Raw genomic sequence first — 13925 nt, 5'->3', positions numbered from 1 at the left:
CTGATGAGGCGACACCCTCGCTACGCTGCGAAAACCGGCGAGTACTGTGCGCTATGGAGGACTGGAAAGGAAGGACACGCGATGGCAGCACGGCCACTCACCCCGTTCGCCACTGCTCGCCAGATCGCCGGTCACACCCAGGAAACCCTTGCCGCCAAGCTGAAGGTCGAACGGACCACCATCGGACGCTGGGAACGCGGGATCCAGTCTCCTCAGCCTTGGCAGCGGCGCGGTCTCGCCACCGCCCTGCACATCTCGCTCGACGAACTCGACGACCTGCTGCGACGCACTCAGCGGCAACCTGCTGCCGCCATCACAACGGTTCTGCCTTCACTCCTGTCGAGCTCGGTGACGACTCCCGCCACGCGGATCACTCACGAGGACGACCCGCCCGCCGAGCTCGACGTCATCCACGCCGCCATTCCGCGCCTGCGCCGCGCGCTTGACCGGCTGGACCTGCCCGACGACGGACCCATCAGAGCCCTGAAAGACCTGCGCGGCGAGATCATCCGTGCCAACGATGACCGACTGCAGTCCCGCTACGGCAATCTCGTCCGTCGCCTGCCTGACCTCATCACCGAACTGGCCCGCGCTGGTCAGCTGGGTGGTGCAGCAGGGCGCCGTCACGCCGCCATCTTGCTGACCCTGGCGTTGCGGGCTGCGGACGGCGTGGCGTTCAAGTTCGGCTACCTGGACCTGTCCGCCCGGTTGATCGACCTGATGCGCTCAGCCGCTCAGATCGCCGAGGATCCGCTGCTGCTGGCTGCCGTTGCATACGTGCGAACCGAAACCTTCTTCGCCACCGGCGACCTGGACACCGCAGCCCGCGCACTCGAACTCGCCGCTGACCACGTGCCGGACCTCGGTACGACTTCCTCCTCGGCCGCGTTCGGTGCCCTGCACATGCGTGCCGCGGTCGTGGCTGGCAGGGCGGGCAAGGCCGATGTTGCCGCCGACCACCTGCGCGAGGCCCGCCGTGCCGCGGACAGGGTGCCCGAGGGCATCTACGTGGGCACCGCATTCGGCCCGGCTTCTCTGCGCATCCACGAACTGGCGGTCGCCGTCGAACTTCGAGATCCGCTGGGTATCGAACGCGCGGCGTCCTGGCACCCGCCCGACAACCTTCCCGCCGAGCGTCGCTCCCACTACTTCATCGATCTGGCCCGTGCCCAGCTCACCCTCGGTCGCCACGAAGACGCTTACGTGTGCCTTCAGACGGCCCGCCAGGCCGCGCCCGAGCACACTCGGACGCATCCGCAGGTTCGTCAGTCTCTCTCGGCCCTGCTGCGCACCCACAGCGCGCCCAGCGCCGGCTTGCTTGACCTCGCCGCGTGGGCCCGCGCTCGTTGATCCGCTCGCCACCAGCTATTCAGTGCAGGGATAACAGATCCGGCAGGTCGTGGAGGGTGTCGATCACCCAATCCGCGTCGCGACGCACCAGCGGGTCATCAGCCCACAGGTAGCCCCACGGGCCGCGCCGGATCAATGCCGTGCGGAACCCCGCTGCCTTCGCGGCAACGACGTCGTTGTCCCGATGATCACCCACGTACACCGTCTCGCCCGGCCCGTCGGGCACCATCTCTGCCACGTGGGCGAAGAACTCGGGCGACGGCTTGGCGACACCCCATTCCCCCGAGGTCGCGATCCGGTCCACCGGCAATTCCAGTGCCCGCAACAGTTCGGCCGCGCGAGCGGTCTGGTTCCCGGCCACCCCGACCCACAAGCCGAGTTCCCGCAACGCTGCCAGGCCGGGCCGCACATCGCTGTAAAGGTCGCTGTCGTCGATGTGTTCACCTTGGCCGGCCTCCTCGCGCAGCTGCCGTTCCCGCGTGAGATCAAAGCCAGGTTTGAAGTACTGGAACGTCTCGGCGTTGTCCCGGCCAGCGGCGGTGACCGCGCCGAGCACCGTCGAGAAGGTATGGCGGGAAACGCCGATCCAGTCGGCCCACGCTCCCCACTCTCGCGAGTCGTCCAGCAACGTCTCGCCCACGTCGAACACCACCGCGGTCACCATGCCCCTACTCCTACGTCACTGGCGGGTACGGCGCCACACAGCCGCCTACCTGGTGACGTGGCTTCGGTGCCGCGCCGGGCAGGCACCTGCGATGACGTTTTCGGCATGAGCAAGTGCTGTGGTCAGGACGGCTAGGGCTTCCCGGGACATCGTTCCGCTGTCCAGCTCGCAGGTTTCGATCAGGGCAGCAAGGTGCTTCTCCTGGGAGTGGGTGAGCAACTCGCGGCAGTCGCTGTGGCGGAGGATGTCGCGAGCGACGTATCCATCGCGGCTGCGGACCGCGTGCTCGATCAGTTCGAGAGCGATGGACCGTGTGTGAGGGTTGTCGACGAAGCTGAGTGCATCCACAAAGGACAGCCCCAAACGCGTGTGGAACACCGCAAGGCCAGGAGAGAAGATGTCGAGAGCCTGGTACTTCTCGACGGGCGTGCTCAGGTCGGGAGTGTCCGAGCCATTGCGGCACTGGAGGGTCAGGCATGCGGTCACGGCGTTCTCCCACGGTTCTCCGGGCGTCGTGTCGGCCAGGACGGCGAGAGCGCCGTCGGTGTCTCCGGATACAGCGTGAGCGATGACCGCGATCTGGCGGCCGTCGAGCATCCGGCGGCCGATGCCCTTGTAACCCTCCAGGCGGGTGCGTGCTTGCGTCCAGCGTCCGGTGGCGGCGAGAGCGCGTGCGCCGGTGGCCAGCAGGACCGCCCATAGCCAGCTGCGGATCTGCTGGTGAGTCTCGGCGGAGTCGGTGAGGTCGGCAGGGATCTCGATGCCATCGACGTCTGCTTGGGTGCGAGCCGAGACTACGGTGAACAGGGTGTCCATGACAGTGAACGCCCGTTCGCCTTGCCCCTCACGGGTGTAGAGGCGGGCGAGGTTGGTGATCGGTTCGAGGGCGAGGCGGGCTACCTGCGCGCCCAAGGGGCGGGCGCGCAGGTAGAGGTTCACCTGCTGGTGACACCACTGCCGCGCCAGGTCGGGCAGGCCGCAGTCGGAGGCGACGAGTGCCGCTTGGTTGTGCACCGCGGCTGCCTCGGTGAGGTCGCCGGTGCGTGCGGCCTCACGAGCGCGCTCGCCCAGTTCGGCCACCCGCTGGCCCAGCGGGACGCAGGCCGGTCGGGTACGGGCGACAAGGGGGAAGCGGCGCGCGAACTGGCCGGTGGGGTCCATGTCAGGTCACTCCCAGGTGACGGTCATGGGCTTGGCGGGACGGTCCAGTACGACGCGGCCGGGGTTGCTGTCCGGCTGGGGCGGGGTGTCGGGGATGGCGAAGCGGATGGTCGACGAGCGGAAGCCCTGGTCCCAGGTGATGATCTCGGTGGCGACCTGGTCGGCGAGGTCTTGGTCGCTAGGGCCGTGGCCGATGACACCGACTTCGTAGCGCCGGCCGCCGTCGGGGCCGGGCTCGGCGGCGCGGATGGTGAGGTAGGCGAGGCTGCCGTCGGCGGCGGTGGTGGCCATCGCCACCGAGGGGAACATTGGCCGCACCAGGCCGCTGTCCTTGGCGGCCGGGCTGACCTCCATGCGCATGAGGGGGTTGGGCAGGTGGCAGGCCAGCCACAGGTCCAGCCACTCGAAGGACTCCATCGGGACGAAGTGCACGCCGGTCCACACCTCGCGGGCGGGGGTGTCGAGGACCCCGGCGAGGGCGTCCGGGTCGGTGGCGTGGTTGTTGTCCTTGTGGGTTTGCAGCGTCACGTCGCCGGGATTGAGGCCGGTGCCGGTGAGATCGAGGACGCGGCGGGCGTCGTCGCCGAGGCCCCGCAGCGGCATGAAGATCGCCATCTCGCTACCGAGGCTGGTCCAGCCGTCCTGGTCGCGTTCGAAGACGATGCTGCGCGAGGCGCATCCGCGCAGGCGCACTGGGGCCACCAGGCGTCCGTCCGGCCTGAGCTGGTCGAGCCAGGCGGTAGGGATCTCGTGGGCGCCGACGGTGGCGATGACGCGGTCGAAGGGCGCGTTCTCCGGGTGGCCGAGCGCGCCGTCGGCGGCGACCGCCTCGACGTTGCTGATGCTCGCTGCGGCGAGGTGCTCGCGGGCGCCGTCGACGAGGTCTTCGTCGATGTCGATGGTGGTGACGTGTCCGGCTGGGCCGGTGAGGATGGCCATCAGCGCGGCGTTGTAGCCGGTGGCCGCGCCGAGTTCGAGCAGCCGCTCTCCAGGTTGGATGTCGAGCTGTTCGAGCATCATGGCGACGATCTTGGGCTGTGATGCGGCGCTGATCCGGGTGCCGTCTCCCTCAATCTTGGTGTAGACGGGCTCGTCCGCGTACGCCTCGGCCAGCCCGACATCGGGCAGGAACAGGTGGCGGGGAACCAGCCGGAACGCCGCCTCGATGGCGTCGGTGCGGACCGTGCCGTCTTTGACGAGGCGGTCGGCGAGCTGGGTACGGAGTTCGTCGGCGAAGCCGGTGGAAGCGTCACTGACAGTGGACGTCATTGCGGGAACCCTAACGGTGTTGGAGGTGGTCCCGGCTGGTGCCTGCCGGGTAGGCGTGACCGGTGAATCGGCATGGAAGACGGCGTCGACGGCCAGCGCCGCCAGGGTGGCCTGGTCGGGGCCGGAGAGTCCGGCGCGGTTGGCGTGGAAGATGAAGTGGTGCGCCAAGACCGCGCGCAGGCCCCGCTCAAGGAGGCCGTCGCGGGCGAGTTCGGCGAGCTGGCGGCCGGCGGTGTCGAACGCCGTCCACCAGGTCTGCGGTACCTGGTCGGGCGCCACGTCGCAGAGCTGGCGCGTGTCGGTGATCATCAGCCGCCGTACGGCTTGGCTCAACCGCTCGGTGCGCTGGGAGTTCGTGCGGTCGACATGGTGGGCGGGCCGGAGTGCCGCGATTTTGGCCCAGACGTCGCCCTGCTCGAACCAGTCCAGCCCGGCGGCGCGCAGCATTGCGCTGAACAGCAAGACAGTGGTCTCCCGCTGCCCCAAAGCCGCAGGCGCCGTTTCGCGAGCACGGGCGAGGTGGTGGCGGCTGTCGTGATGGAACAGCGTGTGCGCGATGTCCATCCCGGCCGCACCACCGAACGCGAGGAACTCCGGTTCGTAGATGCCGCGGGTCCAGCGGCCGACCTGCCCGTCGGCTTCGAGGTCGGCCAGCAGCGTGTCGACCACGGTCGTGTCTGGATTGACCGGCTGGTAGCGCAGTCGCCAGGCGGGCGTCTTGCGCAGATGCCACCACGTGTCGAGCTCACCGTCCTGCTGAGCCTGGTCGAGCGCGGGCGCCAGCAGGGTCGCGGCGGTGTGCTCGGCGGTGGACGGGTCGGCGAACTCGACCAGGTAGTGGTGCCAGCGGCTGTCCGGCGGCATCGGCACGGGTCTCCTCTTTCGTGTCGATCAGGCGATCAGCAGACAGGTGTCCCAGCCCGTCGCGGGCTCGGTCACGGCGGCGAGGACGGCCAAGCCGACCCCGCCAATGCCCTCCAGTACGCCGGGCCCGTCGGCGACGGGCTGGGCACGGGCACGCTGGAGCAGTTCGGTGGACAGCGCGTTGAGATGAGTCGCCGAGGAGCCGGTCGTGTCGAGGGCGGCGCGGGCGGTGATGCGGGCGAGTCCGGCGTAGCCGTGGCACAGCGAGGCGTCGTTGACCAGCGCATCCTGCTCCGGATCGGTCGCCGCGCTGATCAAGGCGGCTTCAGCGTTTTGGCGGCCCGCGTCATCGCTTAGAGCCAGGGCGGCGAGATGCAGTGCGCGTGCGATTCCGGCCGTGCCGTAGCACCAGCTCGGACGGCGGGTGGCTCCGCTGTGGAGCACCTGCTTGGGCTTTGTCCGCGCCTCGTCCCAGGTGATCATGTACGGCCAGCGGTGTCCGCCGGGGGTGTCGATGCGCCAGGAGTCCAGCCACGTGCGGATCGTCTCGACGGCCTCGCGTTGCCCCTCCACGGCGATGCCGCGGCGCAGGGCTTGAGCCAGCAGCGCCAGCGGCCCGCTGATGCCGTGCGCGAGGCCGAAGTTGCCGTGGCCGCCGGGAAACTCGTCCTCGGCCCGACCGGTGGGGCCGGTGGGGGTCCACCACCCAGGAACCGCCTCGTCCGCGATCGTCACCGGATGGGTGAGCCGCACCAGAGCGCCGAGCGCGGCTCGCAGGGCAGTGCTGCCGGGATCGTGGTGCAGCAGGTAGGCGCCAAGACCGGCGAGGCCGCGGATCGTGTCGAACTCGGCCATCGGCGGCAGTTGCCCGGCGTCCATGCGGATGTGCGCTGTGTCGACGCGGGCATGGGCGTCGGCGGCGATCTGCCGTGCCAACGGCGCGAGCGCGGACCGGTACGTGCCAGGTCGGGCCGCGGTGGCACCTGCGAGGGCACGGGCGACGGCCGGCGCGCCATAGAAGCCGCCGGTGCTCGCCCCAGCGGTGACCGGCTTGCTCGCGACGACGGTCAGCCACTCGTGGGCACGGTCGAATGGCCGTAGCCCGGCAGCAGCCACTTCGATGTGCAGCAGCGCGATGCCGGGGGCACCGTGGGCGAGGGACTGGTGCCACCACGGTTGATCGGTGGGCAGATCGGCGGCATCGGGCCGGGCGAGGCTGTCCGCGATGTCCACGGCGAACTCGACCGCGGCGTCCGCCGCGAGTTCGATGGTCATCGTGCTCCTCCCGTACGGGCGGTGAAGGTCAGGGCTGCGGTCCGGGCGAGGTATAGGCACACCGCCTTGTCCTCGGAGTCGATGCCGCAGGCCCGCAGAAAGTGGCTGTGCAGCAAGGAACCCAAGGCGGCGTCCGGATCGACGCCCTCTGCGTCGGTCCCGCACAGCCGTGATCGATAGGTGCTCAGGGCCTCGGCCCGTTCGGCCCACGTCGCCACGATCTCTGTCCCGCCCGGTGTGCCCCGCAGGACGTGGAAGTCCTCGCGGGGATCGGCCAGGCGTCCTGCCTCGGCGAACACCGGCCTCGGGACGACGCTGGGCGGCTTCGCCGGGACGTGGTCGACCAGCCACCGAATCCCGGCCTCGATGCTTCCGGTGAAGGCGATGACGATGGCGGCGAAGTTCGCCGCGGTCAGGGCGTGATGGTGAGGTCGCTGCGGCTGGGCTAGCTGGGTGAGCACGGCGCGGGAATCGGCGGTGAACACGGCCTCTGCGGCCGTCAGTGCCGTGCCGGAGCCCCAGCGCCCGGTTTCCGGGTAGGAGGTCGCGAAGACCACCTCACGGAGCAGCCCTTGCCGGCGGAGTCGCTCGGTCCAGGCGCTGACCCGGCCAGCGGCTTCACCGAATACCTCGGGATCGGAGTTGCGTAGCGCGATGCGGAGGCGCAGGTAGTGCTCGTCGCCCTCGCGGAATCGCAGGAACCACCACTGCGGCTGGTCCTGGCCCCACTCGGCCATCAGGGCGGGCATGTGCTCGGCGAGCACCGTGTTCTGGCGCCGAGGGTCGCCGTAGAGCTTGGCGAACAGCAACGAGGACGAACCGGGAGGCAATCCGTGCTCACTGGGCCGCACGACGCGGTGACGCGTCGGGCGTGGCAGTCGTTCCGTGGCCCGCGCCTGCTGAGCGGTGAGGGGGAAGACGACTTCGTGAGCCCGGCCATCGAGCCACCCGGCGGCGTTGTCGGCCGGCCCCTCCTCCAGCACCGCATGGGGGCGGGTGGCCAGGTGCTCCCGCAAGAGCACCAGGTGTGCGTCCTCGGCGAGGTCCAGAGGAAGCCGCCAGTCCCCGTCGAGAAGGAGCACGACCCGTGGAAGGCGCCGTCGGGCGCGCCACTGGGCCAGCGCGGCATTCCACATCTCCAAGTCGGCGGTCAGGCCGGGAAGGTCACTGGCGGGCAGTCGCCAGCGCGCCGGGGACAGCACGACGCGGCCGGAGCGCAGCCGGGGAAGGAACGGCAGGGTGGCCGCTGCGCCCCAGTCGAAGTCAGCGACCTCGGCGCGGTGTGCGCGAGTGAGTTCGATCAAGAAGCGAGCGAGCGGTGGGGTGTGTTTGCGCAGGTTGAGTGCATGCAATCCCCATGTCTCCACATGGACGCCGAGTTCCGGGGCGGTGAGGTACAACCGGTCGCTGTCACAACTGACCGCCAGGTCGGCCGCCGTGAGCACGGAATCCGAGGCGATTTCGCGATGCTCACCGAGGCTGACGACGGTCGGGAGAACCTGAAGGCTGCGGGCGACGTGTGCGCTGGCGGGGTCCAGCGGCGGGAACGACAGCTGAACCGAGAGAACGCCATCGTCGTTCGGTGAGCCGAGCAGCGGTGATGTCAACGTCGCACGGTCGTGCTGGTCGAGCAGGTGCAGAAAACGACCGATGACGACGCCGGCCGATCGAGATACCGCGGTGACCGCGAGCCGGAATTTCCCTGCTTCCAGGGCCCGCATGTTTGTGGAGTCCACGCGGGCGCACAGCTCCAGGTGGGATGGCAATCGCAGTGAGTGCAGAGGCACATGCTCCAACTCAGTGATCAGCTTCTCGTCGAGGACGACCTCGTGCTGCCCGTCCAATGCGGCAGTCTGAGCGAGGGCCAGCAGCCGCTCGTCCCGAGACGTCCGTGGAAGGCGAGTGGCTGGCGTCGCGCCGGGGTAGCCGTCAGGCCAGCCGATCCCGCTGTCGGCGACTACCTCCAGCAGCGGCACCTGAGCCCCCGTACCGAACCGCTGATAGAAGCGCCGGTGATAGGCGGCCCAGTTCGCACTGGGCCCAGGCCGGGAGGTCAGGCGCGCCAGCAGCAGCGCAGCCCGTTCGGCTTCACGCGCGACCGTCTCGGGCAGCGCAACCTCCACATCCAGCCTCAGATCGACCGCGAGAGGGTTGCGCCGCGACGAAGCCAATTTCCTCATGGACGTAGCTGCGTCTGCCCGCAGCGTGCGCCGCGCGGCAACGCCACTGCGCCGATGCTGCCCCAGCTGGTCGTGGAGGTCGTTCAGGGCCACGTGGTACTCGGCGGCCACCTCGCCGATCGGCGCCAGCTCGCGCACCAGGTGCCTCAGGGGATCGGGCTCGGTGCTCGGCGCGTGGAGGTTGGTGACGAGCACCCGGTGGGCGACCAGGGTGGTGAGCAAGTCGGTCACCGTGCCGGCGGCAGCGTGCGGAAAGCTCTCCTGAACCTTGGCGCGTAGGGCATCGAAGCGCACTGGTTCGCGAGCTTCGGCCACCGCGACGCGGACCGGGCCGGAATACCGGAGTTCGACTTCAACAGCACGGGTGCCTGTGCTGTCCGTCGACGGCAGGTACGGCACGACGAGGCGTCCGCCTCTTACCACCAGCGTTGTGTTGGCGATGACGACCAGGTGGGCCAGGACGACGGGCTCGCTCTCCAACAAGCCGATAACTTCGGCAAGCCACCCAGCGTCAGCCGCGGCGACCGCTTCGTGATTGCCGCCCGAACGTTGGTACGGCACCGAGGCGAACCGAGCAGCGGTGACCCCGGCGAACAACCCGTTGGGCGTCGGACGGCCGGTCAACCGCAGCAGATAGCGCATCACGGACAAGACCGCGCGCCGCACATCTCGACTACCTGGGTCTTCAGCCGCGCACAACGCGCTGACACGATCAGCGAGTACCGGGCTGGCGTGGCTGACGGCATCCCGGACGCCCTCGACCTCCCACACCTGGCGCAGCCAGGCCACCCATCCGATCACGGCCCCAACGCCGGATGACCGGAACACAGGCCACGCTGGGAGCCGCAGGCCACCTTCGGCAACTGCCCGGACCAAGGCACCACCTGCGGCTCGGAAGTCGACACGGTCGGGCGAAGCCGTTGCCACCGGGAACCTTTCAGGGAGTGGGGACGGCGATCGAACGCCGGCCCAAGCGGGCCGACGTCCGATCACTCGTGATGATCAGGCGGCGCTGATGCAGGTCGACTTCTCGCATGTGTGTCCGCAGCCGTCATCCGTCATGTTGATCAGATGCGCCGGGTCCACCACCTCGACCAGCGTGATGTCGAGGTCGAACTCCGAGTCCGTCGCGTCCCCCGCAGCGGGCGTGGCCACCGTGGTCGGCGGCCACTCCATCTGAACCGTCACAGATCCTCCTTCGTGGGTTACACGCCCCGAGTCCCGTACGCCGATGCGGACGCGGTGCATCCCCACCAGCACGCCCACCAAGAGGAATTCACATCGAAGTGGAGGGTGGCTCCACCGCCTCGCATTCCCAGCGGCGCGTTCTGGTGAAGGTCGCTTCCAGGCACTCGGGGCTGCGCCGGACGCGGAAACTCGCCCGGACTACAGCGACCCCAGTCAACTCCCGGTGATCAACGACAACCAGAGCGGAGACAAGGCGGCCATGAGGCGGCAATGAGGCGTCACCGCCTCTGAACTGCGAAAACATCTCTTGGTGTGCGATCGTCCGAACGGGTGCAGCTCACCGAGAGGGTGATCAGACTTGACCGGCAGCTGGCTATCGTGGCGGCGGACCAATCGCATCGAACAAGACGCATGACCCGTGTGACGGCATTGGCAGACATACGGCGTGGTCACTCGCCGATCAGGCTGGTGGCGGAACCGGGCAAACGAGGTGAACAGCGTGGGCGGCAAGCGCGAGGCATTTGCAGCTCGGCGTGAGGCGATGGGCTTCACCCAGGAAGGGCTCGCCGCCGCTGTGGGCGTGGAGTTCTACACCGTTGGTCGGTGGGAACGTGGTGTGCTGACGCCTCAGCCGTGGCGGCGTCCTCGAATCGCGAAAGCGCTCGATGTCTCGCTCGAAGAGTTGAACGTGCTGCTCGATTCGCCGGATCTGCCACAGCCGGTCATAGGGCAAGTGCTCCTGGGACGGCCCCCAGAGACCTCCCTTGTGCCGAGTTCGCCAGCGTCGGCGATCACGGCCGATCAGGTTGATGCGAGCGACGCATTTAGTCCTGAGATCGCCGAGCATGTCCGTCGGAGTCGGGAGGAGTGGCTTCGGGTCCGTCGCGCTGCGGGCGCGCGGGGGCGTGAGCTGACGGAGTTGGCCGCATGGTTGTACCCGGTCAGCAAACGTGCACCCGGTGGCCATGTACTGACCGGTCCGGATTGGCTGCTGGACACGCCCGTGGAGCTGGACTCGGTGCGGCTGAAGTTCTCCGAGGTCGAGCGTCCGGTGTCGAAGCTCAAGCCGGTGGACCACGTGTTGCCGCTCACCGCTCGTGGCGAGCGCTATGCCGGCTACAGCCGGGCCGTGCGGGACCTCGTACGACCTCGACTACTGGAGAACCGACTTAGCTACCGGCTGTTGGAGGTGTCCCAGCGCAACGGACTGGAGTTGACGTTCGGGACCACCACGTTCTTCGAAGTGTTCGACATCAAGGAGTGCCTCGCTCACGAGTTCAAAGCCGCCTGGCTGGCCTCGGGTGGGTCGGTCCCAGACTGGAGCGCACTGCCGCTGCGCTCGACGATCGGCGACCCGTTCGACCCCGCCCGAATGTTGATGTCACCCGGCATCAGCACTCTGACGATCCGCAAGGACCGGCGGGGCGAGCACCGGTTCATGATGCACCAGCGCGACGGCCGCGCCGTCGCCGACGGCGGCGGCATGTGCACCGTCATGCCCTCCGGAGAATTCCAGCCCTCATCGCTCGCCGCAGTCGATGTGCACAACGACTTCTCCCTGTGGCGCAACATCATGCGGGAGTACTCCGAGGAATTTCTCGGCAACCCCGAACATGACGGGGCCGGGACCAGCTCCATCGACTACGCCGAGCAGGAGCCGTTCCGCTCCTTCGAGCAGGCACGCGCGGACGGCCGGTTTCGGCTGTGGCACTACGGCTTGGTCATGGACGCACTCACGCTGGGCGCAAGCCAACGTACCGTTGCCGTGTTGGACGACGAGATCTTCGACCGCTTGTTCACCGGGCTGGTGGCAACCAACGACGAAGGCCATGTTGTCGGTGAGGGCGGTCGGACCGATATGCCCTTCACCAGCGAGGCGATTGACCGACTTGAGCCACGTCTGTCGGCCAGCTCCTTGACCTTGTTGCGCCTGGCATGGCGTGATCGACAACTCCTGCTTGGCTGAGAACGTGCGCTCGGTGAAGGGCGGTCATTTAGCTGATCAACCGAGGTTGTCGTGCTCTGGCAAGGGCCGCGCGCTGCTGTCAGGCCGGTCTCGGTGAGTCTGTAGAAACCGACGTCTGGGGCGCCGCGCCGTGTGCGGATCAATCTCCTCCCACCGGTCCTCCGCCCATCCGAGCACGGCCTCGGCGATGCGTCGGTGGTCGGGTGCACATCGCTTAGCGGGTGGGCGAGAATCACCTAGGGGCGGGTGTCCAGTAGCAGTTCGCGTACGGCCGCTGCGGTGGGTTTGTTGACCTAGTGGAGCCCGGTACCGAGTACGTGGTTTTCTTCGCAAGATGCGGGATCTGGCCCACTTTTGGTTGGTGATCGGGCATGCTGCGAGGTCGCCGGTGTCAGTGGCGAACCGCGGTGAGTAGAACTCGTTTGCGCAGTAGCGCGAGGCCGGCTCTGCAGAACATCTGTCGTTTGATCATCTTGATGTGGTTGACCCGGCCTTCGGCCGGGCTGGAGTTCCAGGTCGCTGGTCAGGCCGGCGGTGACGGTCTCGACGGCGCCGGAGACTCGCGATTAACGTCACGGTCGGCGCTTTTCCTGAGAAGGAGAGAGGCCTTCTTGCGCTTAGTAAGCGTAAGAAGGCCCTCTCGCAATTAATTCCCTAGTGATTGCTCTTGCGGACGATGCTCGTCGGCCATGGCATGGTCTTCAGGTGAGCCAGCAGCTCTCCCCAGGCGCTGGCGCCGAAAACAAGCTGATCCCCCAGCGGGTCCTTCTCGTCACGGATTCGGACGCCACCACCGGCTAGTGCGACACCGACGCAACCACCGGATCCATTGTCTGAATACGTGCTCTTCTTAAAACGGTACAGGTCACCTTCCATACCCGCACCCGCCCTTCAGGGTTGCCTTCACAGGTTCGTGGCCAGTCTATCCAGGAGGTTCCAGCTCTCCTCCGGCGTCAGCGCAACGCCCTGCTCCGGATCGATCATCCACTCGAAGATGGCCTTGTAGCGGGCCAGGTGCTCTCCGCCCAAGTACCAGGCGACCCGGTCGTGTTCGAGGTGGACCACGTCCGCCTTGGGCTCCGGCGGTACGCCGTGGGCGATCCGGAAACCGGCGTCCTGGACTACGTACCCGCCAGCTGCGAGGGGAACGATTTGAATCTTCTTGCCAGGCTTGGCGGCCACTTGTTGTAGGTGGCGGCAGAGTCCCTTCATGACCGAGGAGCCGCCCACCATTCGATGAAGCATCGCCTCGTCGATCGTCACGTGAACGATCTTGTCTTCCAGCTTTTCCAGTCTGATCTGGCGTAGCTCCACAGATCGATCGAGGTCTGCGGCGGTGCTCTCGGGCTGCACTGCCCTGCGGAGAGCGCGGATGTAGTCGGGCGACTGGAACGGACCGTAGGGCTGGCCGGTGCCGTGTGCCCAGATCTCGTCGCAGATGCCCTCGACTTGCGCCCAGTCCAGGGTTTCGGCATTGGCGACATCGCTGTAGGTCTGAAGTGGGTTGGCCTGTCCCGTCTGCTTGGCCCACTTCTTGAGCTCGGCTGTCTCCTCCTCGCTAGCGCCGTACTCCTGGCACATGATCTCGACGTAGGCGAGGCGGATCGACTGCTGGCCAGTCTCCATCTTGCTCAGCGTGCCCTGTCGGAGATCAAGCCTCTCGGCGATCGCCTTGACCGACACGCCGGCCTCCTCGCGGAGCTCGCGCAGCCTCTCGCCCAGGCGGCTTCTCACGAACGGTGTTCGCGGCTGAGCGTCCTTCGCCATCCATCCTCCTGTGCCTCCTGAGGTGACCAAGTGTGACCGACCTCGAACGAGCGATGCGAGGCACGTCCACCGAACGGATTATTCCCCGAGGAATTATTCCTGGGGTAACTTCGACTGTGGTCGACGTCGTCGGCGGCCCGTCTCAGCCTTCGCGGGTTCGAGCAAGACCGAGGCGGGTCAGGTGGTCCGGCCTGCCGTATGCGCTCCCCTCGCATCGGTGGTGTCCGGGCCACCTCGCAGA

Annotated in this window: 10 protein-coding genes; 2 read left to right on the top strand and 8 right to left on the bottom strand. The window is 67.8% G+C overall.

Translation table 11 applies throughout. The features are described 5' to 3' along the window. Nucleotides 1-3 precede the first annotated feature (3 nt). Complete coding sequence (locus tag ABZV40_RS06815; protein WP_355436916.1) at nt 4-1350, top strand: helix-turn-helix transcriptional regulator; 1347 nt, start codon at nt 4-6, stop codon at nt 1348-1350. A gap of 19 nt (nt 1351-1369) precedes the next feature. Here ABZV40_RS06815 and ABZV40_RS06810 read toward each other — a convergent pair whose 3' ends face one another. The 6 genes from ABZV40_RS06810 to ABZV40_RS06785 all read right to left on the bottom strand — a co-directional run bounded on the left by ABZV40_RS06810 (nt 1370) and on the right by ABZV40_RS06785 (nt 9951). Then, nucleotides 1370-2014 (bottom strand): HAD family hydrolase, encoded by a 645-nt coding sequence (locus tag ABZV40_RS06810; protein WP_355436914.1) that lies wholly within the window; start codon nt 2012-2014, stop codon nt 1370-1372. A gap of 45 nt (nt 2015-2059) precedes the next feature. Next, the gene (locus ABZV40_RS06805) at nt 2060-3175 is read right to left on the bottom strand and encodes a hypothetical protein (RefSeq protein WP_355436912.1); all 1116 of its coding nucleotides are present in this window, start codon (nt 3173-3175) and stop codon (nt 2060-2062) included. A gap of 6 nt (nt 3176-3181) precedes the next feature. Continuing rightward, complete coding sequence (gene fxlM / locus ABZV40_RS06800; RefSeq protein WP_355437144.1) at nt 3182-5308, bottom strand: methyltransferase, FxLD system; 2127 nt, start codon at nt 5306-5308, stop codon at nt 3182-3184. Between the two features lie 27 nt (nt 5309-5335). After that, nucleotides 5336-6583, bottom strand: coding sequence for a lanthionine synthetase C family protein (locus ABZV40_RS06795; RefSeq protein WP_355436910.1), 1248 nt, complete (start codon nt 6581-6583; stop codon nt 5336-5338). Beyond that, nucleotides 6580-9564 (bottom strand): lantibiotic dehydratase, encoded by a 2985-nt coding sequence (locus tag ABZV40_RS06790; RefSeq protein WP_355436908.1) that lies wholly within the window; start codon nt 9562-9564, stop codon nt 6580-6582. Before ABZV40_RS06790 ends, ABZV40_RS06795 begins: the two co-directional genes overlap by 4 nt. 201 nt (nt 9565-9765) lie before the next feature. After that, the gene (locus ABZV40_RS06785; protein ID WP_355436906.1) at nt 9766-9951 is read right to left on the bottom strand and encodes an FxLD family lanthipeptide; all 186 of its coding nucleotides are present in this window, start codon (nt 9949-9951) and stop codon (nt 9766-9768) included. A gap of 499 nt (nt 9952-10450) precedes the next feature. Here ABZV40_RS06785 and ABZV40_RS06780 point away from each other — a divergent pair, with 499 nt between their 5' ends. Further along, a complete protein-coding gene (locus ABZV40_RS06780) occupies nt 10451-11917 on the top strand; it encodes a helix-turn-helix transcriptional regulator (protein ID WP_355436904.1) in 1467 nt (488 codons plus the stop codon). 654 nt (nt 11918-12571) lie between these two features. On the opposite strand, the gene ABZV40_RS06775 is transcribed toward ABZV40_RS06780, so the two are convergent. Beyond that, a complete protein-coding gene (locus tag ABZV40_RS06775) occupies nt 12572-12793 on the bottom strand; it encodes a DUF397 domain-containing protein (RefSeq protein ID WP_355436902.1) in 222 nt (73 codons plus the stop codon). A gap of 27 nt (nt 12794-12820) precedes the next feature. Beyond that, complete coding sequence (locus ABZV40_RS06770; protein ID WP_355436900.1) at nt 12821-13684, bottom strand: helix-turn-helix transcriptional regulator; 864 nt, start codon at nt 13682-13684, stop codon at nt 12821-12823. Between the last annotated feature and the right edge of the window lie 241 nt (nt 13685-13925).

Origin of the sequence: Lentzea sp. NPDC004782, assembly GCF_040609115.1 — a bacterium.
Lineage (GTDB): Bacteria > Actinomycetota > Actinomycetes > Mycobacteriales > Pseudonocardiaceae > Lentzea.
Note: the sequence above shows the minus strand (reverse complement) of the source record. Positions and strands in the feature narration are given on the sequence as shown.